This window comes from Mycobacterium pseudokansasii (assembly GCF_900566075.1).
Taxonomy (GTDB): Bacteria; Actinomycetota; Actinomycetes; order Mycobacteriales; family Mycobacteriaceae; genus Mycobacterium; species Mycobacterium pseudokansasii.
In genome coordinates this window covers 493,677-515,787 of sequence record NZ_UPHU01000001.1, presented here as the reverse complement: position 1 = coordinate 515,787, position 22,111 = coordinate 493,677, and the positions used below count along the sequence as shown (strand labels likewise).

The 22,111-nt window shown below is 65.8% G+C and carries 24 protein-coding genes, 1 tRNA gene and 1 pseudogene; 9 read left to right on the top strand and 17 right to left on the bottom strand.

Features of this window, described 5'->3' with window-relative positions; genetic code table 11:
• The first annotated feature begins 44 nt into the window (after positions 1-44).
• Both mddA and EET10_RS02360 read left to right on the top strand, forming a co-directional pair.
• Positions 45-809 (top strand): methanethiol S-methyltransferase, encoded by a 765-nt coding sequence (mddA, locus tag EET10_RS02365; protein ID WP_036398956.1) that lies wholly within the window; start codon positions 45-47, stop codon positions 807-809.
• Between the two features lie 474 nt (positions 810-1,283).
• On the top strand, positions 1,284-1,751 hold the full coding sequence (locus EET10_RS02360) for an aminotransferase class V-fold PLP-dependent enzyme (protein ID WP_051490231.1): 468 nt from the start codon (positions 1,284-1,286) through the stop codon (positions 1,749-1,751).
• 77 nt (positions 1,752-1,828) lie between these two features.
• Here the strand turns inward: EET10_RS02360 and EET10_RS02355 are convergent, their stop codons facing one another.
• Positions 1,829-2,503, bottom strand: coding sequence for an Rv0324 family HTH-type transcriptional regulator (locus EET10_RS02355; protein WP_063468366.1), 675 nt, complete (start codon positions 2,501-2,503; stop codon positions 1,829-1,831).
• Between the two features lie 105 nt (positions 2,504-2,608).
• Between EET10_RS02355 and EET10_RS02350 the strand changes: the two genes are divergently transcribed.
• The 3 genes and pseudogenes from EET10_RS02350 to EET10_RS31890 form a co-directional block, all read left to right on the top strand.
• Entirely contained in the window at positions 2,609-2,962 is a 354-nt protein-coding gene (locus EET10_RS02350) for a DsrE/DsrF/TusD sulfur relay family protein (RefSeq protein ID WP_036398960.1), read from the top strand.
• Positions 2,963-2,981: 19 nt separating this feature from the next.
• On the top strand, positions 2,982-4,196 hold the full coding sequence (locus tag EET10_RS02345) for an NAD(P)/FAD-dependent oxidoreductase (RefSeq protein ID WP_036398962.1): 1,215 nt from the start codon (positions 2,982-2,984) through the stop codon (positions 4,194-4,196).
• Positions 4,197-4,223: 27 nt separating this feature from the next.
• Positions 4,224-4,662 (top strand): annotated as a pseudogene (locus EET10_RS31890) (PIG-L family deacetylase); the annotation flags it as partial.
• A 34-nt stretch (positions 4,663-4,696) separates the two neighbouring features.
• On the opposite strand, the gene EET10_RS02335 reads toward EET10_RS31890, so the two are convergent.
• From EET10_RS02335 to pcp, 6 genes are all read right to left on the bottom strand, one after another.
• Positions 4,697-6,028, bottom strand: coding sequence for a UDP-glucose dehydrogenase family protein (locus EET10_RS02335; RefSeq protein WP_036398965.1), 1,332 nt, complete (start codon positions 6,026-6,028; stop codon positions 4,697-4,699).
• Positions 6,029-6,104: 76 nt separating this feature from the next.
• On the bottom strand, positions 6,105-7,562 hold the full coding sequence (locus EET10_RS02330; protein WP_423793615.1) for a DUF7159 family protein: 1,458 nt from the start codon (positions 7,560-7,562) through the stop codon (positions 6,105-6,107).
• 134 nt (positions 7,563-7,696) lie between these two features.
• Positions 7,697-9,256, bottom strand: a complete 1,560-nt coding sequence (locus EET10_RS02325) for a DUF7159 family protein (RefSeq protein ID WP_244601813.1) — start codon at positions 9,254-9,256, stop codon at positions 7,697-7,699.
• Positions 9,257-9,352: 96 nt separating this feature from the next.
• Positions 9,353-9,925, bottom strand: coding sequence for a dCTP deaminase (dcd, locus tag EET10_RS02320; RefSeq protein WP_036398966.1), 573 nt, complete (start codon positions 9,923-9,925; stop codon positions 9,353-9,355).
• An 81-nt stretch (positions 9,926-10,006) separates the two neighbouring features.
• A complete protein-coding gene (locus EET10_RS02315) occupies positions 10,007-10,663 on the bottom strand; it encodes a VldE C-terminal domain-containing protein (RefSeq protein WP_122501874.1) in 657 nt (218 codons plus the stop codon).
• Positions 10,664-10,781: 118 nt separating this feature from the next.
• Positions 10,782-11,450: a pyroglutamyl-peptidase I gene (gene pcp, locus EET10_RS02310; protein ID WP_036398969.1), complete on the bottom strand. Its 669-nt coding sequence runs from the start codon at positions 11,448-11,450 to the stop codon at positions 10,782-10,784.
• A 42-nt stretch (positions 11,451-11,492) separates the two neighbouring features.
• Between pcp and EET10_RS02305 the strand changes: the two genes are divergently transcribed.
• The 4 genes from EET10_RS02305 (at position 11,493) to EET10_RS02290 (ending at position 13,300) form a co-directional block, all read left to right on the top strand.
• On the top strand, positions 11,493-12,248 hold the full coding sequence (locus EET10_RS02305) for a ZIP family metal transporter (RefSeq protein WP_099187951.1): 756 nt from the start codon (positions 11,493-11,495) through the stop codon (positions 12,246-12,248).
• A gap of 29 nt (positions 12,249-12,277) precedes the next feature.
• Positions 12,278-12,351: transfer RNA gene (locus tag EET10_RS02300), tRNA-Gly, on the top strand.
• Between the two features lie 173 nt (positions 12,352-12,524).
• Positions 12,525-12,920: a hypothetical protein gene (locus EET10_RS02295; protein WP_122501873.1), complete on the top strand. Its 396-nt coding sequence runs from the start codon at positions 12,525-12,527 to the stop codon at positions 12,918-12,920.
• A complete protein-coding gene (locus tag EET10_RS02290; protein ID WP_122501872.1) occupies positions 12,887-13,300 on the top strand; it encodes a hypothetical protein in 414 nt (137 codons plus the stop codon). Before EET10_RS02295 ends, EET10_RS02290 begins: the two co-directional genes overlap by 34 nt.
• On the opposite strand, the gene EET10_RS02285 is transcribed toward EET10_RS02290, so the two are convergent.
• The 10 genes from EET10_RS02285 to EET10_RS02240 form a co-directional block, all read right to left on the bottom strand.
• The gene (locus EET10_RS02285; protein WP_167480116.1) at positions 13,297-14,142 is read right to left on the bottom strand and encodes a DNA adenine methylase; all 846 of its coding nucleotides are present in this window, start codon (positions 14,140-14,142) and stop codon (positions 13,297-13,299) included. The two genes, EET10_RS02290 and EET10_RS02285, sit on opposite strands and share 4 nt — an antisense overlap.
• A gap of 178 nt (positions 14,143-14,320) precedes the next feature.
• Positions 14,321-14,896: an EVE domain-containing protein gene (locus EET10_RS02280; RefSeq protein WP_122501870.1), complete on the bottom strand. Its 576-nt coding sequence runs from the start codon at positions 14,894-14,896 to the stop codon at positions 14,321-14,323.
• Complete coding sequence (gene istB / locus EET10_RS02275; RefSeq protein ID WP_051490151.1) at positions 14,893-15,708, bottom strand: IS21-like element helper ATPase IstB; 816 nt, start codon at positions 15,706-15,708, stop codon at positions 14,893-14,895. Before istB ends, EET10_RS02280 begins: the two co-directional genes overlap by 4 nt.
• The gene (gene istA, locus EET10_RS02270) at positions 15,705-16,964 is read right to left on the bottom strand and encodes an IS21 family transposase (RefSeq protein ID WP_036398116.1); all 1,260 of its coding nucleotides are present in this window, start codon (positions 16,962-16,964) and stop codon (positions 15,705-15,707) included. Before istA ends, istB begins: the two co-directional genes overlap by 4 nt.
• Before the next feature lie 78 nt (positions 16,965-17,042).
• Positions 17,043-18,473 carry a tyrosine-type recombinase/integrase gene (locus EET10_RS02265; RefSeq protein ID WP_122501869.1) on the bottom strand — a complete coding sequence of 477 codons (1,431 nt, stop codon included), beginning with the start codon at positions 18,471-18,473 and terminating at the stop codon, positions 17,043-17,045.
• A 1-nt stretch (position 18,474) separates the two neighbouring features.
• Positions 18,475-18,795, bottom strand: coding sequence for a hypothetical protein (locus EET10_RS29075; protein ID WP_136624703.1), 321 nt, complete (start codon positions 18,793-18,795; stop codon positions 18,475-18,477).
• On the bottom strand, positions 18,792-18,995 hold the full coding sequence (locus tag EET10_RS02255; protein ID WP_122501867.1) for a hypothetical protein: 204 nt from the start codon (positions 18,993-18,995) through the stop codon (positions 18,792-18,794). Before EET10_RS02255 ends, EET10_RS29075 begins: the two co-directional genes overlap by 4 nt.
• Positions 18,992-19,654 carry a recombinase family protein gene (locus EET10_RS02250; RefSeq protein ID WP_122501866.1) on the bottom strand — a complete coding sequence of 221 codons (663 nt, stop codon included), beginning with the start codon at positions 19,652-19,654 and terminating at the stop codon, positions 18,992-18,994. Before EET10_RS02250 ends, EET10_RS02255 begins: the two co-directional genes overlap by 4 nt.
• A gap of 95 nt (positions 19,655-19,749) precedes the next feature.
• Positions 19,750-20,106 (bottom strand): hypothetical protein, encoded by a 357-nt coding sequence (locus tag EET10_RS02245; RefSeq protein ID WP_136624702.1) that lies wholly within the window; start codon positions 20,104-20,106, stop codon positions 19,750-19,752.
• 250 nt (positions 20,107-20,356) lie between these two features.
• A complete protein-coding gene (locus tag EET10_RS02240; protein ID WP_122501864.1) occupies positions 20,357-22,042 on the bottom strand; it encodes an IS1634 family transposase in 1,686 nt (561 codons plus the stop codon).
• Positions 22,043-22,111: the final 69 nt, after the last annotated feature.

Genomic DNA, 22,111 nt, shown 5'->3' with positions numbered 1-22,111 from the left:
GTAAGCGACCGCAGTCGCGAGATCGAATGAATAAGGAGGACACCATGTCAAGGCTGCTGATAGTCGGCTACGGAGCGATCTGCTATGTGGTCTTCCTGGCGGCATTTCTGTACGCGATCGGTTTCGTGGGAAACCTTGTCGTGCCACGCACGATCGACAACGGCGTCACAGCGCCTACCCTCGCGGCGCTTGCGGTCGACATCGTTCTGCTTGCCCTGTTCGCCGTGCCGCACAGTGTTATGGCACGACCGGCGTTCAAGCGGTGGTGGACACGGCTGATCCCGGCGACGATCGAGCGCAGCACCTATGTGCTGGTGTCGAGCCTGCTGCTGCTTCTTCTGTTCTGGCAATGGCGCTCCATGCCCACCACCATCTGGAATGTCGGCTGGCCGCCCGGGCGCGTTGCGCTACAAACATTGTTCTGGCTCGGCTGGATCATCGTGCTCACATCGACATTCATGATCAACCATTTCGACCTGTTCGGACTGCGACAGGTCTACCTGGCGTCACGAGAACGCTCGTACAGTGCAGTCGAATTCCGCACCCACCTGCTCTATCGGCTGGTGCGGCATCCGATCATGCTGGGCTTCATCGTGGCATTCTGGGCCACACCGACGATGACCGTCGGCCATCTGTTGTTCGCGGTAGCGACAACTGCCTACATTTTGATCGCCGTGCCGATCGAAGAGCATGATCTGAGCCGATCGCTGGGCGATGACTACCGGAAGTACCGCGATCGCGTACCCATGCTCATTCCTGGGATTCGCTTGCCCAAGCAACGCTCTAGCGCCGACACCGGTCCCCGGTGATCTGGTAAGTGCTGGCAGCGGGGCAACGGCTTGCCGGGTTGTCGACGACATCGACGACCGGTACCTCACCGCTGCCAAAGGGATGTCGTCGGAAAGTCTGCTCAACTACGAAATCCCCACGTGGCAAACGTCTTCATCGTTCTGCTGACAGAGCGTCGGATCCTTGCGGTGGGCGCGATCTGCGTCGGTTTGTGGATCGGACTTTCCTACCGTCACTACGGGCAGCGTCAACGCGGCACTACTGCTCATCGCGGCGACGCCGGCTTCCACCGGCTTGGGGGCGCACCTACGGACCACAGCACACGCCGACACCACCGCCCAGCACCGGGCCGTTTGGCTCTTGCCACAGACGAGGCGAACTTTGATGACTGAGATCTACCTCGACTACAACGCGAGCACCCCCATCGACCCGATGGTGGCCGACGTTATGAGCCCATTGCTTCACGAGGCCTTCGGCAAGCCTTCCAGCGACCATTGGGCAGGCCGGCCGGCAAGGGCCATGAGAGCGGACGCCGCGCCGGCACCGAAAGCGCACTGCTTGCCACCGGGCTGGGCCAAGCCTGCGCCTTGGCCCAGGACCTCACCGCCATGGCCAGGGTGCGCGTGCTGCGTGATCGCCTTTGGCAGGCACTGCATGAGACGTACGGCAGTCGGGTGGTGCTCAACGGTCATCCGCATCATCGGTTGCCCAACACTGTCAACGTCGGCTTCATCGGTCATGTCGGGGCCGACATTCTCGCCGGGTTGCCCGGTGTCGCGGCGTCGACAGGTTCGGCCTGCCATTCCGGCCTCGTGGCACTGTCGCCGGTGCTCGCCGCGATGGGCGTCCCCAAAGAGGTTGGCATCGGGGCGATCCGGTTCAGCCTGGGCCGACCGACAACCGCAGCCGAAGTCGATGCGACCATCGCGTCGATTGCCGAACTGCCGGACCTGTCGACGTGAGCAAGGTGGACAGACGCCGCGCATCACTGAACCGCGCACATCGGTGGCCTGCACGGCGACGCCCAGTGGCGAAATCATCAGCTCGCCACTGGCGCACCCTCGTCGATCGGCAATCCGGCCAAGCGCCATTCGAGCATGCCGTCGTCGAGTCGCTTTACCGCCCGGCCCGCTGCATGAGCGATCCGGACCGCGTCGGGGGCCATGACGCAGTAGGCGCCGCGACAGTAAGCGACGACGTCACGATCGGCCGGTAGTTCAGCGAGCCGGTCGGCCAGTTCGGCTACCGGAATGTTGATAGCGCCGGGGATGTGCCCGGCGTAATACTCCTCACGCGGTCGCACGTCGACGAGCGTCACCTCACCGGCGTCACGGCGGCGCAGCAGTTCGGTACGGGTGATGGCATCCTCGGGCGAACCGAGGGCTGCCGCCGCCGCGACCGCCACATCGGCCAGATGCGCATCGGCGACGGCCTGCACCAGCGTGAACAACCTCGCCACGTCGTCCCCGGCCAACCGGTAGTACTGACGCGTCCCGTCGCGACGGGCTTCGACGAGTCCACCGCTCTTGAGCGCCTGCAGATTCGCCGATGCGGTGGTCAGATTCATCCCGGTCGCCGTTGCGATCGCTTCGACGGTGCGCTCCCCCTGAGCCAGCAGGTCCAGGATCTGCAGTCGCCGGCCATTGCCCAGCGCCTTACCCACCCGCGCGATCTGCTCGAACAGCACCGCCTTGCGATCGGATTGCCTTGTCATGTTGCTTCTCCATTATTAATTGGAATATGGTATCTATTGTTGCTTGGAATTACATCGTAAGACACCAGCCACGGATAACCTGCCACGTCATCTGGAGAGGACCCGATGAAGTACCTATTCGTCCTGCACGATCCGCCGTATGGCACCGAGCGCACCTATAACGGCATCCGATGGGCGCGCAGCTTGCTGGATTCCGACCCGTCCGACCAGGTGCGGGTGTTCAACTTCGCCGACGCGGTCATCTCGGTCACCGCCGGTCAGCGCGTCCCCCCGGGCTATTACAACCTCGCAGCGATGACCGCGGCGCTCGTCGAGAAGGGAGGGGTGATCGGCAATTGCGGCGCGTGCATGGACGCACGCGGCTTGCCCGACGACCGGCTGATCGAAGGCGCCCACCGCTCCACGATGGCCGAGCTGGCCGACTGGACCGCCTGGGCCGACCAGGTCATCAACGTCTGATTTCAAGAAGGGAAGGGCCATGGCTATCCATATCGTGATCGTCGGGGGATCTTTCGGGGGACTGACCGCTGCTTTCGAACTGCGTCACCACTTGGATCCGGACCAGGTAAAGATCACCCTCATCTCGAAGAACAGCCGGTTCGTCTTCATCCCGTCGCTGCCCTGGGTGGCGATCGGACGCCGCAACGTGGACGAGATCTCCTTCGCGCTCGCGCCCGTGCTCGCGCGCAAGTACGTCGACTTTGTGTGCGACAGTGTTGAACGCATCGACGCGGCGAAGAAGACGGTCAGCACCGGTGCAGGCGACTATCGCTACGACTTCCTGGTGGTGGCCACCGGGCACCGCAGCGCCAACGAGAAGGTGCCGGGCCTGGGACCCTTCGACGGCCCGGGACATTCACTGATGTCGGCACCGGAGGCCGAAGAACTCAACGAGGCGATCGCCCACCTGCTACACCAACCCGGACCCGTCGTCGTCGCGGCCGCACCGGGAGCAAGCTGCATCGGCCCGGCCTACGAATTCGCGTTCGAAATCGACCATCTGCTGCGACGCCGGCGATTGCGGCACCAGGTGCCGATCACCTTCGTCACCCCCGAGCCATTTCTGGGGCACATGGGCATGGGCGGTGCGGGGGCCATCCGCCAGATGCTGGAAGGCGCACTGGACGAACGCGATATCCCGTACCAAACCTCGGCCGCGGTGACCGGCATTGGTGTCGACGCGGTCGAGGTGGCTGGGTCAGGGTCGATCCCGTCGGCGCTGTCGATGGTGATTCCACCCCTTGCCGGAGTTGCGGCGGTCGCGAACAGCCCCGGCTTGGCCAACCCCAATGGCTTCGTCCCCGTCGACGAGCGCTACCGGCATCCGGATGCCGACGGCGTCTACGCGATCGGCGTCGCGACAGCCATGCCACCGGTCGCCCCGACACCCGTGCCGGTCAATTTCCCCAAGACCGGAGACATGACCGAGCAGATGGCCACGGTTGCTGCCGCAGACATCGTCGCCAGAATCACCGGCGGCGAGGCAACGGTTGCCGAACTTCGCGCGCGCTGCGTGATGGATATGGGCGATGAAGGCATCTACATGTCCGTCGACCCCGTCCGGCCACCCCGCGACACGATCCCCACGATCTCGAAGGGGCGCCGCTGGTTGTGGGCGAAGCGAGCGTTCGAACGCACTTACCTATTCACCGCCCGGCACGGCCGGCGGGTCCCTACCGCGTTGGGCTGGTGACCCGATTCAGGCAACGTCCGCCGTTGCCTGCCTCGCGCTCGCGAGGTGCTCGCGGTGTTCGCTCAACCGGACAACGAGTCCTTCGGGCTCGCGGCGGTTCTGCGCGGTTTCACCACGCAGGGCACACGCGTTCGAGCGTTGTGCTTCACCCATGGCGAGGCCTCCACGCCCGGCCAGACCGACCGACACCTGGCGAGGTGAGATGCGAGGAACTCGCTGCGCGGCGTCGGCATCCGGTATTCCCGTGTTGGCTTGCGCGCTGCCACACGAGGTTGCGGCTGAGCCCAACGTCTAGTTCGGTGCCCCGTTCGGGGTGCGCGGTCGCGGTGAGTTCGACATCGTGATCGAGGTTGATCGCGCGCGACAGCGGGCCGCGATCGACTGCCACGCCACACCATGCGCCGACAACCCCGCGCTGTGGCGGCGTCTCGGCCTGCTATGTGACCGGGAGTACTTGCGCTGGTTACTCTCCAAGGCGAATTCCAATCTATTTGGCCCTTTCAGCGGTCCAATCGCCGTGAACCGAGGCGAAACACCCGCCAGCCCGAGCGCTCCCAGCGGGCGACGTCGAGGCAGTTGCGGCCGTCGACAATAACGCGGGCCCGCACTCGGTTGGCCAGATCGTCGGGATCGAGGTCGACGAACTCACGCCATTCGGTAAGCACCAGCACGGCGTCGGCGCGCTCACATGCCTCCGCAACCGAAACCGCGTAGTTCAGGGTGGGGAACACCCGGTTTGCGTTGTCGAGGGCCTTCGGGTCGTACACGTTGACCGCAGCACCGTTGAGCTGCAGCTGGCCCGCGACGTTGAGCGCCGGCGAGTCGCGCACGTCGTCGGATTCGGGCTTGAATGCCGCGCCGAGCACGGCGATGTTGGCACCCAGCAGCGAACCACCGCACGCAATTGTTGCCAGCTCGACCATGCGAGTGCGCCGGCGCATGTTGATGCTGTCTACTTCGCGCAGGAACGTCAGCGCCTGGTTGGCACCGAGTTCGCCGGCGCGGGCCATGAACGCGCGGATGTCCTTGGGCAGGCATCCGCCACCGAAACCCAAACCGGCGGTGAGGCATTGGCGTCCGATGCGAGGGTCGTATCCAAGCGCGTCGGCTAACAAACTCACATCGGCGCCCGCAGCTTCGCAAACTTCGGAGATCGCGTTAATGAATGAGATCTTGGTTGCCAGAAAGGCATTGGCGGATACCTTGACCAGCTCTGCGGTCTGCAGATCGGTCACCAATAACGGTATCCCGGCGTCCAGCAGCGGGCCGTACAGTTCGCGGACCGCCGCTTCAGCGCGTATCGAATCATCCTGCACACCAAGCACAATGCGATCCGGATTCATGGTGTCGTGGACTGCGAAGCCCTCGCGCAGGAACTCCGGGTTCCACGCGATTTCAACGGCCACATTCGGCGGCGCCAGCGCGGCGGCCCGACGGCCCAGCTCGGTGGCGGTCCCAACCGGGACCGTCGACTTGCCGATCAGGACCGACGCCCTGCTCAGACGCGGTACCAGCGTGTCGATCACGGCATGGACATGGCACAGGTCCGCACCGTATTCACCTCGCTTCTGCGGTGTTCCGACGCCGAGAAAATGCACGTCGGCGAACTCGGCGGCCATGTCATAGTCGGTGGTGAATTGCAGCCGGCCAGCAGCCAGATTGTCGCGCAACAGCTTTCGTAAACCGGGCTCGTAGAACGGAATGTCACCGCCGGCCAGCTTGGCGACCTTGCCCGGATCGATATCGACCCCCACGACCTGGTGCCCCAGCTCCGCCATGCCGACGGCGTGGGTGGCGCCCAGATAGCCGGTGCCGAAAACGCTGCATCGCATACCACCGTGTGTAGGTGCCCCCGATGAGCGGGCCACATCGCGACGCTGAACGGCAGATGACGGCTATCCGGCGAAATCAGAAGCCGGGGACGAATGGGATGTTGAACCCGCCGCGACCGTGCCCGCCGCCATGGCCGCCGCCATGGCCGCCGCCGCCCGGGAAGCCCCCGCCACCGCCGGGGGGACCAAAAATAGGGACCGGGATCTGCACGGGCACGGGGATGGGCACCGGCGCCGGGGCAGGGGCCGGAGCCTCCGGAACCGGAGCCGGGGGCGGCGCGGGTGCGGGAGCCCGTGGCGCCGGAGCGGGCTCTTGCGGAGCCGGTGCGGGAGCCTGTGGAGCCGGAGCGGGCTCTTGCGGTGCCGGCGCCGGAGCCTGCGGGGCCGGCGCCGGTGCGGGAGCCTGCGGTGCGGGCGCGGGGGCTTGCGGTGTCGGCGCGGGAGCGTGGGCTGCCGGTGCCGGCGCCGACGGTGTCACGACGTTGTGCCCGGGGTCGGGCTTGACGTCGGTTGACGACCGGATACTGACGGCCAGCGAAAGCGCAAGGGCCGCAACACCAATGACGAAGATCGACGTCACGATGCTCGCGAGCACCGGGAACGGCTTGCGCTCCGGCTGATCATCGGGGACCGCACTGTCGGGCACGACGCTGTCCGGGACGGCGCTGTAAGCCAACGGCCCCTCGCCTGTTTCCACGCTGTCGGAGACGTCGTTGAAGTAGGCGGCGTCGAGCCGGTAGGGGTCCAGCGCGCCGGTACCGGGGTCCTGTGCGTAGGCCAGCGCGGCCGTCGACGACACGAAGAGGGGGGTGTTAGCCGAGGCCAGTGCCGCGCCTCGGGCCAGCGCAGTATCGGGTTCCTCCGCCGCGGTCACCGGAAGCGCGGTCGCGGTCTCCAGCGCCGGCTTGATCATCGGGATGTCGACACCGGAGCCGACGACGAATATGGCGTCCGGATGTGTCTCCAGGCTTTCGGCGCTGGAGACCAGCTCGGTCAACTGGGCAACCGCGGTGTCGTCGTCGTCGGAAAGCAGCTGTCGCTGGATGTCGGCGATCGAGCCATCCGCGCTGTCGACCACCGCAAGAGTCGCGGTCTCCGGCTCGATGAACAGCAGCGCCGTGTGGGCGTAGTTGGTCTCGTTGCCAACCGCTTGTGCCAGGGCCGCCGCGGCCAAGAATGCCGAGACCAGCACGACCTTTTCGATTTTCTGGTTGGCCAGTGCCTCACGCAGCGCAGCGGCCTGGGCCGGATCCCGCCAGGTCACACCGGTCGAGGCCAGCTGGTAGCCACCCTCAGAGGCACCTTCCCTGGTACCGAGGATTGCCGAGACCACCTGTTGGGCCGCACTGACAGTCGCCCCATCCCCGTCGCCGGAGACGTCGAACTCGTCCTGGTCAACTAGTGCGCCGTCGCCATTTTCGCCTTCGACCAGCACCATCCGGACTGCGTTTGGCGCCATCGACACGCCAAGTACGGTGTCCAAAGCTCCCCCATATAGTCTTTTGCATCGTCGCGGATACGTGACTGCGAACATTGCTCCGGGTCCCCAACCCGCATTTCAATCTTACTCGCGGCCCGCAACTACTCCCGGAGTTGGTTTGCTGCGACGCCCAAGACTCGTGGCTCCATCGCCCGCCAGGAGTGCTGAGTCCGACAGTTCGCAGTTTGCTATTTGGGTCCGTGCCCGCCGCCGAAGCCGCCGTGGCCGCCACCGCCGTGGCCGCCGCCACCGAAGGGACCCTTACCGCCGACCGGACCCTTACCACCGACCGGCCCCTTGCCGCCTGGGCCGCCGCCGAACAGCCCGCCTCGACCGGGGACACCGGCACCACCACCACCGGGGCTATGCCCCGGTTTAGGTGACGGCCTCAAGGCCGGAGGAGGTTGTCGGACCGGCTTGCGCGGACCCGGGCTCCCGACTCGGGGCGGCGACGCCGGAACCTGAACGCCCGGCGCAGGCGCTTGCGGTTGGGGCCGGGGCACTTGCGCCGGGGCCTTTGGCACCGGCGGGCGCAGCAGCGTCTCGGGACCAGTCGCAAGGACCGGGGGCACCAGGATCGGCAGCAGGGGCGGCACCACGACCGCCGGATCACGCGCCGGCGCAGCCTGCCGAATCGGAACCTCCGGAGCCGGCAACACCGGCACCGGTAACGCCGGTAGAACCGGAGCCTCCGGGACAGAGGCCGCAGGCAATGGAGCCGGCGGTTGCGGGCTTGCGGCTCGGGGTGCCCCAGCGGGTCGCGGCAGGTCGATCTTCGGCTGCGGAGCCGCCGCGACCTGCGGGGGCGCGGGAGCAGGCTCCGGCGGCGTGACGAGATGGTTCTCGCTGGGTTTGGGCAGCAAGGCGACGGTCGGACGGATGTTGATCGCCAGGGCAACTTCGAGCGCCACCACCGCGGCGATGGCGATCACCGCGACCGCACTGCCGATCAACAGGGCCGACCGGCGGTCGGCAGAGTCGTCGGGCACGGAGCCTGCGACGAACTCATCGCGAAGAAGGTCGGGATCGGGCAGATCCTGCGCATAGGCCAGAGCCGCGGTGGAAGAAGCGAACAACGGCGCGTTGCCCGACGCCAGCGCCGCACCCCGAGCCAGGGCCATCTCGTCTTCCTCCGGCACGCTTACCGTCAGCGACGTCGCCGCGTCGAGCGCGGGTTTGATCAGGGAAACGTCGACGCCCGTGCCCACCACGTAGACACCGTCGGGACCGGACGGCATCGACTCGACGCCGGCGACCAGGTCGACCACCTCGGCCACCGCCGTGTCGTCGTCCTGGGAAAGCAGCTGCCGGCGCACCTCGCTGACCGACCCGTCGGCGGTGTCCACCACCGCCAACGTCGCCATGTCCGGTTCGACGAACAACACCGCCGTCCGGTCGTAGCCGACGGCGCCGCCGACCGCCTGCCCCAACGCGGCCGCAGCCAGAAACGCCGAAACCAGCATGACGTTGTCGAGCTTGTGGGCGGCCAGTGCGTCGCGCAGTGCCGCAGCCGACGTGTCGTCGGGGCACGTCACGCCGACGGAGGAAAGTCGCAAGCCGGCCTCGACCGCGCCCTCCCTGGTGCCCAGAATCGCGGCGATCACCTGGTCGGGTGCGCTATTGGTGGACGGGTCCGGGCCGACGGGGAAGGTGTCTTCTTCGACGATCAGGCCGTCACCGTCTTGGCCTTCGACCAACGACATCCGAACCGCGGCCGGTGCCATCGAAATGCCAAGTACAACGTCCAAAACCCCTCCCAAGGTTTTGCGACCGGCGGTGGACGAAGGAGAACACGCCCAAGAAAGATGTTAGTCCGACAAACAATGCCGGGAGCCGGCCCGAAGCTATGTAGAACGTATGAAGTTCACATAGGAACGCGACGGCGTCGGGCCGCGCTGACCTTGATACTTGGATCCGACACCGCTGCTCCCGTACGGATGCTGAGCCGGGCTGGTCAATCGCAGAATGCACAACTGGCCGATCTTCATTCCCGGCCACAGCGCTATCGGCAGGTTGGCGACGTTGGACAGTTCCAGCGTGATGTGGCCGCTGAAGCCGGGATCGATGAAGCCGGCGGTGGAGTGGGTGAGCAGTCCCAGCCGGCCCAGCGACGACTTGCCTTCCAGCCGTCCGGCGAGATCGTCGGGCAGCGTGAACAGCTCCAACGTCGAGGCCAGCACAAACTCGCCAGGGTGTAGGACGAACGGATCTCCTTTGGCCGGCTCCACCAGGCTGGTCAGCTCGTCCTGTTGCTTGGCGGGGTCGATGTGGGTGTAGCGAGTGTTGTTGAAGACCCGAAACAGGCAGTCGAGCCGGACGTCGACGCTGGACGGCTGCACCAGGCTGTCGTCGAATGGGTCGATGCCCAGTCGTCCGGCGGAGATTTCGGCTCTGAGGTCACGGTCAGAGAGCAGCACCCGACGAGCGTAGCTGCCGGTGGCGGCGCAGCGGCTCGTGTCGGCTCAGCGGCGCGCGGCCTCAGCCGGCTGGCGCTGAGCTCAGCGCAGGTAGATTTCCTCGCCGGTCGGGTAGCCGCCGCCGGTGGTGGTGATGTGGACGTGGTCGTAATGGCCGGCACCGGACTTCCGTGCGCCTTCGGGCGTGTAATAGACGCCCCGCCAAATCGCATCCTGTATGCCGAATCGGCTTGCGTTCAGCAACACGTAGCCGACGATCTGATTACCCAGCGCAATACCGTCGGCGCTGCCCGGATCCGGAATCATCACGTCAAGCGCCAAACCGTTGGGATGCCACCGCAACGCGTCCGCTCGAACGCCGCCGATTTCGTGGATCTCGGGGAACAGCGCACTGATACTGCGAGCCACCAGGATGGTCTTGACCTGAAGGCCCTGCTCTGGGGCAGCCCCCGGCGGCAGTGCCCGGGACCGGGTGTCGACCCGCCACCGGGATGCCGCAGCGAACTGACCGCTTCCCAAACCCGTGCCCGCCTCGCTACCAGGCATTCTCGACACCAAAGCCGGCGGAGTGGCCGCCACTATCTCCAGGCAGCAGGGCCCGTCACCCTGGTCGACAACACGCGCGCCGAGGGGACCGACATCGCCGGCCACCGCGAAGAAAACAGCAGCTGGGGCCAGGACAGCGGCCAGGACTGCTGGCGACCTTCGCCGTTCCCGGGCTAACGAGTGCCTTCCCACCTGACGCACTCTACGAGATCACGAAACAATAAACATCCCCTATATAGGAAATTATTCTTCGCGTAAACCAGCGGTTTATCAGAGCGCACCGGCAAAGGCGCGGCTACCAGTAGTGATGTCAGATCTGCAATCGAGACCGCACGGGTTCGCCGATATCAGACAATTGTCGAACCGCGGCCTCGATACCGGCAGCCACCCCGGCGACCGCCGTTTCCACGGACATGCTCGGAACACCGAGGTTGCGCTCCAGGGCGGCAACGCTGGGCAGGCACGGCAGATGCATCCAGCCGGCGCGGATCGGCAGGGCGTTCGTCGCGATGTGGTGCAAGACGCCGTACATCAGGTGGTTGCAGACGAACGTTCCGGCGGCATCGGAGACGTCGGCGGGCACGCCGGCCTCGCGCATGGCGACGACCATGGCGTGGCTCGGTACCGTCGCATGGTAGGCAACGGGGCCGGCCGGGTCCGTCTGCTCTCCGACCAGAACCGTGCCGGCGTTGTCGGCAAGCCCGTATCGCCCGCAATCGTTGATGTTTTGTGCGAGTCGCTCGACAGTGATCATGGCGCGCCCCGGATATTCGCCCAACATGACCACCACCTCCGGCCGAATGTCGGCGATGGCCTGCCGCGTTGCGGCGATCGACTCGAAGAACACGTTTGGCACGATCCGGATGATCACCGTCGCGCCGGCGATGACACGACCGTCGAGTGCCGCGGCGGTGAGCTGCGCCGGGTTGGCCGGAGTGTTGCCGTACGCTCCGAATCCGGTGACCAGTACCTGCGACATGATGCTCCTTGATCTGCGGTCTGCGCGCTTGCGCGATGACACATTTTCGACCGGACCCGGGAGGTTGGCATCAGCATCGTGACGACGGCCGCGTCCCTGGTCGCCTTCCCCGTTGTCGCCGGGATCATCGGCGGCGTGGTCGCGGTGGTGCGGAGCCCGTCGCCTGCACTCGTCAGTGGCGTGCAGCATTTCGCGGCGGGGGTGGTCATGGCGGCAGTGGCCGGTGAGGTACTGCCGAATCTGCGCGCCCGGGGTTCGCTGTGGCTGATCGTCGTGGGCTTTAGCGCGGGCGTCGCGGTGTTGATCGGGCTGCGGCATTTCGACGGCGACGAGCATTCCGCTGACCTCAAGGTTTCTGGCGGTGTCTTGCCCATCGGGTTTCTCGCCGTGGTGGCGGTCGACCTCTTCATCGACGGGTTGCTTGTCGCAACCGGCGCGACCGTGTCTCGACGGACCGCGGTCATCATCGCGATCGCCTTGACGGTCGAGGTGCTGTTTCTGGGGCTGACGGTGGCGCTGCGTTTGGCCGGCTCGGGAGTGCATCGGGTGCGGGCCGCGGTGATCACCGGGGGCGTCAGCCTGGTCACCGCGGCGGGGGCCGTGCTGGGCGCGCTGGTGCTCGGCGGCGCCGGTGCCGACGTCCTCACCCTCGTGTTGGCCTTTGCGGCGGCGGCGCTGCTGTGGCTGGTTGTCGAGGAGTTGCTGGTCGAGGCGCACGAGACGCCGGAGCGGCCCTGGATGGCGGTGATGTTCTTCGCCGGATTCTTGATCCTGTACTGCCTGGGAGTGATGGAATGACCCGGATGCTAGCCTTCTGAAGCAACCACGCCGATGTAGTTCAATGGCAGAACATCAGCTTCCCAAGCTGAATACGCGGGTTCGATTCCCGTCATCGGCTCCACGTTTACCAGGACCTTCGCCAGATTCCCGCTCTTGTCGCTGGCCGCCGGTCCCGTATCGGTCCCGTACCCCGACGCCCCGCGCGCCGCCGTGGCGATAGCTATGAAAGGCCTGGCATACTCGCCATGCCGCGACGCCACCTCTCCGACGCCGCGCGGGATGGGGTTCTCAGAGATGGCAGACGACGGCCTACCGCTACGTGACCGCGGACTGAATGCGGTCGAGATGACAGCGCTGAGACTGATCCTCAGCACTTACCGAGACGGCAGCGGCCAGGTTGTGCTGAAAGCCACCGGGGAAACCATGCCTGGCTTTCGTGACTTCGAGCGCGCGCTGGCCGCAGTCACCAACGGCGCCACGACGGAGAACAAGGGAATCTTCGACGTGATCGTCCCGGCGTCCCCGCTGCCGTACGGCCTGTCCGCGAAGATGTCGAAGATTCAGCCGGAACGCAACAAGTGCAGCTTCATGGAGCTTGCTAACTCAGCTGCGAAATTTCGGCAGAACCTACTCGACAAACAGATCAACTGGAACCGATGTTGGCCGGCCCCGAAATCGTGGATCAGGTGACAGGCTGGCATCTCGCCGAGGCAGAAGGCATCGACGTCCCGCACAGCAAGTACGTAATTCTCGCGCACAACAATCCTTGGACGCAGTTCCAGTTGATCTCGTTCCCGCTGACCCTGAAGGTGGCAAACCCGAAGGGCGAAGTGGAATGGCTTATCGAAGGCGCGTCTCTTAACGGATACATCGACGACAACGGCCGACGTCACCGACTCTGGCAGTGCTACATGAACTCTGGCGGCCAGCTCAAGTACTACCCGCCGCTCCATTGGGCTGACTGGATGTCAGCGGCCTTTGCTCTGGAGAAGCCACCTGTCGGCTCACCTTCGCAGCGCGCACAGGAGTACTTCCCAGAGCTCTGGCCCGAAGGCTTCGGCGATACCTAGGCTGGTTTCACCCACAACACTTCAGTGCGCGCCGCGCCCTTCTCCACTTTCGGCGGCTTCAGTTCGTGAGTAGCCCAGTCGGACAACATATCTGCGTACAAGTCAGTCGCGTACGCGCTCAGCACAACAGGCCCAGGATGCGCACGCAACGTCTCAAGAAGTTCCACGTGTTCGGCATCCGTCATTTCAAAGCCGTACATCGTCTGAGTGCGGGAACTGTGGACGTACGGCGGGTCGGCGTAGATCAAGCAATCTGCGCCCGCGTGACGCTTGATGACCTCAATAGCCGGTCGGTGGTCAATCTCGGCGTCACTTAGCCGCCACGCGAGTACCCGCAGTTGATCGGGAACCTTCTGCCATCGATGGCTCATCCCACCCGCACGCTGCTTAACACCCCGGCTCTTCCAACCCGTCTTCTTGGCTAGATCGCTCGCGTGAGCCTGCCAGCACCGCACCACGAATCGTCGTGCGTCTTCTACCGGGTCGCCGGTCAAAATGTCCGAGTCGACGTATTCGTCGCGTGACCATGGTGTTGCTTCCAATGCCCAGCACAGGTCTTCGGTGTGATCACGAAGCGCACGGAAGAGGTTGACGACCGAGCCGTTGGTGTCGTTAATGACCTCATGCTGCGATGCCTCCTTCGAGAAGAACACCGCACCGCTACCGAAGAACGGCTCCACGTAGTGGTAGTGCGGGCCAAAGTGTTGGATGATCGCGCCCGCGAGCGACCACTTCGATCCTGGATAGCGCAACACTGCCGGTGAGGGCCGCGACGGGGCGGCCTCCACTTCGATCAGCGAGAGCGTTTCCGCAATAGCCCCGTTTACTGCAACCTTCGCCACCGATGCCGATCCTCTCGTCGGTCTGCCACGCGACTCGCTGGCACCACGTGCTAGGAACCTACCGCTGCCGATAGCCCCCGCGCCGGGTACGACTCGCCGTTTCCAGCAGAGTTAGTTGGGTTCAGCATATTCGAACATATGTTCGAAGACAATAAGGATTTCTGTGGCTCCCGCCCGACTACGACTGGGACGTCTCAATCGCACGCTCGTCGGCGCTCCGCAACCGCAACCGTTCGGCGATCATCTCGGCTGGCTCGTCGGGAACCGGGGCGAACCCGCGCTGGAATTTGTCCAAGGTGAAGTCGGTCTCGTGCTGGTGGCTCCGAACGAACCCAATGAATAGAGGCTGTTTGACCTCTAGGTCGAAACGGATGGGGATGAGGTAAGACCACCTTGCGAGGCCGCCCGCCCACGGTATTTCACTGCTTCGCTTCGCGACCCTAGCCTCACCCATGACCGTGCCGATCCCGGCGTAGCCACGGCCACCCAGCCAAAAGAGGAGGTGATCTCCCTCCTTTGCGGTGAATCCCAACTTCGACTTTCCGGGAATGCCCCATAACTCGGTCGACTTGCAGAGGTCCCAATTCTCGGGTTCACCCTTGGAGATCGTGCAGACAAACCAGGTCATGCCGACAGACCTTACGCCCGCGACCTCGGCTTTAACCTCCCAATGCTCAACCGTGTAGCGGATGTCAACGGCGGCCGAAAATTGACCCCTTTTCGACGGTTGAAAATTGACCCCCTTGGTGTTCATTCTTCGGTGGTCGATCCCGGGACGCGCCCGAGGTCGCGGTCTTTGATGCGGTAGGAGTCGCCTTTGAGGGCGATGACTTCGGCGTGGTGGACGAGGCGGTCGATCATGGCCGCGGCTACGACGTCGTCGCCGAACACTTCGCCCCAGCGGCCGAACGGTTTGTTGGAGGTGACGATCAGGCTGGCCCGCTCGTAGCGCGATGACACCAACTGAAAGAACAGGTTGGCGGCTTCGGGTTCGAAGGGGATGTAGCCGACTTCGTCAATGACGAGCAGTGGGTAGCGTCCCAGCCGGAGGAGTTCGGGTTGAAGCCGCCCGCCGTGGTGGGCTTCGGCTAGCCGGGCGACCCATTCGGAGGCGGTGGCGAACAACACCCGGTGGCCGGCCTGACAGGCCCGGATCGCGATTCCGATCGCCAAGTGGGTCTTGCCGGTGCCCGGCGGCCCCAGGAAGACCACGTTGTCACGGGCGGTGACGAAGTCCAGGGTGCCCAGGTGCGCGATCAGGTCACGTTTGAGGCCGCGGGCATGGTCGAAGTCGAACTCCTCCAACGACTTCCGCGATGGGAACCGGGCCGCGCGGATGCGGCCCTCACCGCCATGGGACTCGCGAGCCGAAACCTCGCGCTGCAGACAGGCCACCAGGAATTCCTCATGAGTCCAGGATTCGGTGCGGGCCCGCTCGGCCAATCGGGCGACTGCTTCGCGCATCGTGGGTGCTTTCAGGGCGCGGGTCAAAAAGCTGATCTCGGCACTCAGGTCCCGGTGGTTCGAGGACGCCACGGTCGTGCGCGTGGTTTTGGTGGTGGTCATGACACCAGCCCGCCTTCGCCGAGATCGATGCCCAGGGCGGTGTCGTAGTCGGCCAGCGCCCGCTGTTCCACGCTGATCTGATCCGCAGGTTCACGCACCGGACGCAGCGCGCCGATGCGGTTGCAGCGCAGCATGTTCGCCGCCGCGCGGTGTTCGGGGTCGGTGATGGTTTGATGCCACGCCCACACCCGCTCGTGATCGGCGACCAGCTTGCCTTCGCAGAACACCCGTACCCGGTCCAGATCAGCCAGGACCTCGATGCGCCGCCCGATCACGCCCGGGTGCACGGAGTAGTCGTTGGAGTCCAACCGCACGTAGTGATCGCGCGCCAGCCGTGTGGTGGCGCGCCAACCGGTCGCCGGCGCCACCGGCGGCAGCGCCAGCATGGCCTGACGGTCCGCGCCGATGCGCTCGGTCGGGGCGCAGCCCAGTACCCGGCGGGTCCGCCGATTCACCGTCTGCAGCCACTGCTGGAGTTGGTGGTTGAAATCGCCGGGACCGCTGAAGGTTCGGCCCGGCAGAAACGAGCGCTCCAAGTAGTCATGGGCGCGTTCGATGATGCCCTTGTGCTCGGGTTCTCGAGGTTTGAGGACCACCACCTTCGCACCCAGAACCCCGCGGAACGCCTGACACTGGCCGGTGAGCTCGACCCGGCCTGAGCGCCAGCGTCCGATCGCGCCCTCCCCGTCCCAGACCAGGGTGCGCGGCACCGCCCCCAGCGCGTGGATCAACTGCCACCACCCGGCGAACAGATCCTCAGCGCACCGCGACGGAACCAAGATCGCGGCCAGCCACCGCGAATACCCGCACACCATCGTCAGCACCGGAAGCTGCATCGGGGTACGGACCTGCCCATAGCCGACTGGGACCGTGGTCGGTGGGAACCAGAAGTCGCACTGGGCGATCTCGCCGGCCTCATACGTCGTACGCCCCGCCGGGTCCGGCGGCAAAAACGCCGGCCGCAACTCCCGCACGCGCTCCTTGAACACCGTCATCCCCCGCGTCCAGCCGACCCGCTCGGCGATCACCGTCGCTGGCATCGTCGGCACCGCCTTGAGCTGGGCACGGATCGCGTCTTCGAATGCATCCACCGCAGAGCCCGCCGGTTTGCGCTCATACTTCGGCGGGCCCTCAGCGGCCAACGCCGAGCGCACCGTATTGCGCGAGATGTTCAACGTCCTGGCGATCGTCTTGATCGGCAACCCTTCCGCTCGATGCAACCTGCGGATCTCAGCCCAGTCCTCCACAGCTAACAACTCCCTTCTCCTCTCGGCTCGTAAGCCGAGACTCAGACGAAGGGGGTCAAAATTCGGGCGTCGACACGGGGTCAGTTTTCAGGCGTCGCCGACAGCGGAATCACATTGCCGTAGTTGGCTTTCTGCGCCGGGGCCGCGAGTGCTCCCAGCGCGGCCATGTTGCCGGTGTGATCGTCGGTGTTGATCAGCTTTCGCGTAAACGGTGAGCGTCGTCTTGACGTCCCGATGCCCCATCAACTCCGCGATGTCGATGGGCCTGATGCCCGCCGCGATACACAGGCTTGCGTACGTGTGGCGCAGCGAGTGGAACGACTGGTCCGGGTCCACCTTCGCGGTCGGGGTGAGCCTGTTGGCGCGCAACACCGCCGGTCGGTAGATGGCCTTGTAGAACGTCGCGTGGCGTAGCGGCGTCGTCCAGTCGAGCACTAACCGCTGCTCCGCTTCCTCCACAGTGAGTTCGGCGAGTGCGTCGGCCTGTCGTCGCGCGCGGTCCTTCGCGGTCGCGCTCGGGGCTGCCTCGTCCACAGCCGTACTGGCCGCTCCCGGTGCCGCGTTGTCGGCCCGCACTCCGGTAGGCCGGGGCGGGGTCAGCGACATACCGGGCCACAGGGGCGCGGCGGGGTCATCGGCGCGCGGGTGCTCGGCGAGGTAGTCCCGCAGCAACTCCGTCGTCTCGGAGGTCAACGGCACGCGGCGGTAGCTCTGCTTGGTCTTGAGCGGGCCGTACTCGATGGTCGCACCCTTCGCCCGCGTGGCCTGCTGGACGCGCAGCACGCCTGGCTTCGCCGCGACGTTCGGGTTCCGTGGCGCGTCTGGGAGTTCGACGTTGGCGATGGTAAGCCCGCCCAGTTCCGCCGCGCGCAACCCCGCCCATGCGGCGACGTGCACCAGGACGTTGTACGGCCAGGGCGTCGCATCGACAAGTGCAGAAACCTGTGCGGGCGTGAGGAACATGGCCCGATCCACGACTACCCCGACCTGGCCGCCGTTGGTGCCGGTCTCGGTGGGGAGCTTGATGTACTCGGCGGGGCTTTTCGCCAGCCGGCCATCCTGCTCCAGAACCATGCGAACGGTCCAGAACGCGTGCCGCACGGTCGAGGGCTTCTTGCCCGCCTCGGTGAGCCGGTTGACCCACGCCTGGATGTACTCGCGAGTGATCTTGTTGAGCGGGTAGCCGCCAAACACCGCGTCAATGCCCAGCGTCTTGCCGTCGCCGCGCCGGGTTGCGGCCGGGGCGAGGGCGTAGCGGTGGTTCTCGGCGTTGTTGCGGGTGTCGGCCTTGCGCGACTCCAGCCAGATCGCCGCCGCGTCCCGGAACAACATCTTGCCCTTGCCGGGGTCGAAGTCCATGCCCGTCAGCGTTTCCGCGTCGGCCTTGACCGCGAACGCCTTGGCGTCCTTCCGGGTGCGGAACCCGCCCTTGGTCCGTTCGGTGCCGTCGGGCGTGTACCACCGCACCACGTATGTTGTTGTTCCGCTTGTGCGTACGCGCTTCTGAACGCTTGCCATGTCATGAATCCTGTTCTCGGGGTGTGGGTCCGGTGGTCACGTGGGAGTCGCCGCTCAGAACGGCGCTGATGGTCGATTGGGTGACGCCGTAGATGTAGGCGAGGTCGCCCTGGCTCCACTTGCCCGCCGCGTAGTCGGCGCGGATGGACCGCACGTCCTCGGCGGTGAGCTTGGGTCGCCGGTCTACCCGCGCAGGTGTGCGTTCCGGCCCGCTCTCCGCGTGCTCGGCGGGTTGCGCGCCTAGGGCCGTCGCCGGGGACCGGGGCGTACTCGGCACCGAGTACGGGCGACCGTCCGGTGTGCGCTTGACGAGCGGCCTCATGCTGGCTCCACCTCGTCCGCGAGGTAGTAGGCGGTGTGGTGGTCGCCCAGCGGGTAGCCGTGCTCCGCGCAGAACTGCACGGTGTACACCAGCGCGCCGTCGTCGGCCTCCCAGGTATTCGCAATCGTGCCGACGCGGCCGGTGTAGGGGTCGCCGCGCGCCGTGACGAGCACGCGCGAACCGGGGCGGTGGGCGGTCATGCTGCCGCGCCGTTCTTGTTGGCGCGCTTGAGGACGTCGCTGACGGTCGTCGGGTACCACTTCGGCCCGCCGCCTGGCGTCGGCACCTTCTGGGCTGTGAGACGCTGCGCGATCTTGTTGACGCTCAGTCCGTCTCGTGTGCTCATGCGCACTATGCGTTTGGCCAGGGCGCTGTCGGGTGCGATCTGCGGGGGTCGGCCCAACTGCGTGCCCTGTCGCCGCGCCTTGTCCAGACCCTCCTTGGTCCGCTCGCTGATCTTGCGGCGCTCCTCGGCAGCGACGGCGTTGCGAACGTCTGCGGTGAGCCGCTGACTCGGGTCGCCGCTGTCCGCACCGTCGCAGTCCATCAGCCGCCACGCGTTGCGGTGGGCGCGCTCGAACAGGCTCGCGTGGTCGAGTTGGCTCCGTGTCGCGCGGTCCAGCGAACGCACCAGCAGCGCGTCTGCCACACCCGTCTCTATGACCGCGATAGCGACCTCTCTGCCGTACATTCGTACCGAATCAGCGCCGCTTACAACATCACTCGTCACCGTAAGCAGTTCGTAGCCGCGCTCGTCGCAGAACTGCCGCAGCGAATCATGTTGCGCTCCAAGCCCGTAACCATTCTTACCCTGATCCTTGGTACTCACTCGAACGTAGCCGATCACTCGTCTTGCCATCTCGCCTCCTATAGCCGTGACCGCCGAAACGGTCGTTTCGGCTATTACGCTACGCCAGCTTTTATGCCTCTCACCTGCGATTATGTGCCACCTGGCTACCGTCGTCGCCGCGCCTTGGTGATGCGGGCTGCCCGGTTCGCTGCGGCGACCTCTGCGGCCGCGTCCTCCAGGGTCACGAGTTCGCGGCTAGGAGGTGCTGCGGGCGAGGGTTCAGCCCAGTCGGGCACGTTCGGGCGGTCCGCACGCTCTCCGACACGCTCGGGTGTGTCTTCGACAACCTCCGCGTCCACGATGTCGACGTCGGGCGCGGGTAGCGCGGGCGGTGGGGTCGGCGGCAGCGGTTCCCCGCGCTTCATCGCCTCGTGCTGCGCCTTGGTCACGTGCGCGACGTCACCAAGTAGTTCCTCCCACGGCGCTTTGACCTCAACGGCCACTTCGGTCTTGGCTCCCATGCCCGCTCGGTCAAGTGCATCCCGAATCGCTGCTAGCGCAACATTGTCTGCAACGTCGCCATCGAGTGCGAACTTCAAGAGTCGCTGCACGAGAACATCGGCGGCTTGGTCGAGGCGGCGTCGCGCCGCGGCCTTCACCTAGCGGGAGTTTCCGGCCTTTCTTGATTGTGGGTCTGGTTTCGCCTGGTGGGATGGCTTTTTCGGGCAGCGCTGGTGTATTACCCAACTCGCTGTGAGGGGCCCGGCGGGGTCAGCGGGTGGGTGCGTATTGGTGGATGTCGAACAGGTCGGCCAGTTTCTGTTGGGTGGGGGTGGTGTCGGTGAGCATGCGTTGCACGCGGGGGCGTCCCTTGCCGCCGTCGTGGTAGAGCAGCACGGTTTCTTCGATGCCGGCGAGCTGGTCGAGTAACTCGCGCACGGACAGGTGCAGCCCAGCCTGGTCGGCGTGGCGGCGCATCAGGTGGGCGACGGCCAAGGCGAGCACGCAGTAGGACACGTGTACGCGGATCTTGGAGTCGGTCCAGTGGTGCATTGGGCTGAACGAGACCACGTGCGGGTCCTTGAGCTGGCGGAAGCCGAATTCGGCGTCGGATTGGGAGCGGTAGGCGGCCACGATGTCGGGCACCGGCCAGTCGCGGTTGGTGAACAGGATCCGTTTGCCGAAGATTCGTTGTTCCAAGCGTTTTCGGGCTTTGCTGTCGGTGTGCCAGGCCAGCCGCAACTCGGCGGGCTGCTCGCCGGTGAGGGTGACGGTGATGATATCGGCCACCCAGCGGGGTTTGCAGATCGCAGCGATCTGGGCCTGCACCTTGTCGCGGTCGCGGCGGGTGTGGCCGCGGGCCAGGCGGGCGGCCAGCTCGGCCAGCCGACGCCGCGCCTTGGCCAGGGTCTGGTCCAGGCCGCGGGCCTGCTTGGCCGCCAGGTTCGCCGAGTGGGTCAGCACCGCGCGGCGGGTCACCCCGAGCGCGGTGACGGTGGTGTCGACGAAAGTCAGCCCGGGATAGCGGTCTTCGTCGACGACACGGTAGTCGCGCGCCGGGATGCCCAGCAGGTCGGGGTGATCGCTGGGCGGCAGCGACCCGACGAACCCGATCCCGTGCTCTTCGACGACCGTGTGGTTGTCGCCGCTGTTTTGCCCGGCGTCATAGACCACGGTCAGCGACTCGACCGAGGACACCAGGTCGCGGTAGCGGGCCACCAGCTCGTCGATGACCGTGGGGAACTGGGTGACATCAGGCCGATCACCGGGATAGGCGTGGCTGATCACCGGCACCCCGCCGTCGCGGGTGATGACCAGCGCCAACCCGACCAGCCGCAGATCGGTGCGTTTCTGTTTGGCCTTGCCGCGCTGCGCGATCGACGCCTTCGCGTTGCCGGTGTCGATGAAGGTGGCGAAGTTGGTCATGTCCAGCGCCAGCCCGGTCAAATCCAGCCCGAACTCGCCGACCATCGCCCGCCCGAGCCGGGTCTCGATCTCGCGCAGCTCGCTCTCGCCGAGGCGGTCCATCGCGTCCCAGAACCGGCGGTGATCCAGCGCGGCGCGGCCCAGCTTCACCCATCGCGGCCCGGCCGTGCTGGCCCACCAGTCGGCGAATTCGCGTTTGGAGCACGGGTCGACGATTCGGTTCGCGCATGCCAGCGCGATGTAGGTGCCCACCGACGCGGCCGCGTCCGCGCGACGCGGCGCCACCTCGTCGACGATCCCGGCCACGTCCAGCCGCCTCAGCGTCGACCACACCGCCGCCAGATCCCCGAACTGCTTGTGCTGGCTGCGGATCGGCTGCCCGCTCGGCGTCGCCGACAGCTTGGCCAGCACCTCATCGGCGCTGCCCAGATACTGCTGGGACACGATGCGCGGCTTGCCGCCCACCCGCGCCGATTCCACCAGGTAGTAGTAGGTCTGCTTGCCGCGGCGCTTCCCCACGATCGACGCCATATATGGGTAATACTCTCTCGTCACACAAACCTCAAGCACCACAACGAAAGACACGCCGATCAACTAAAA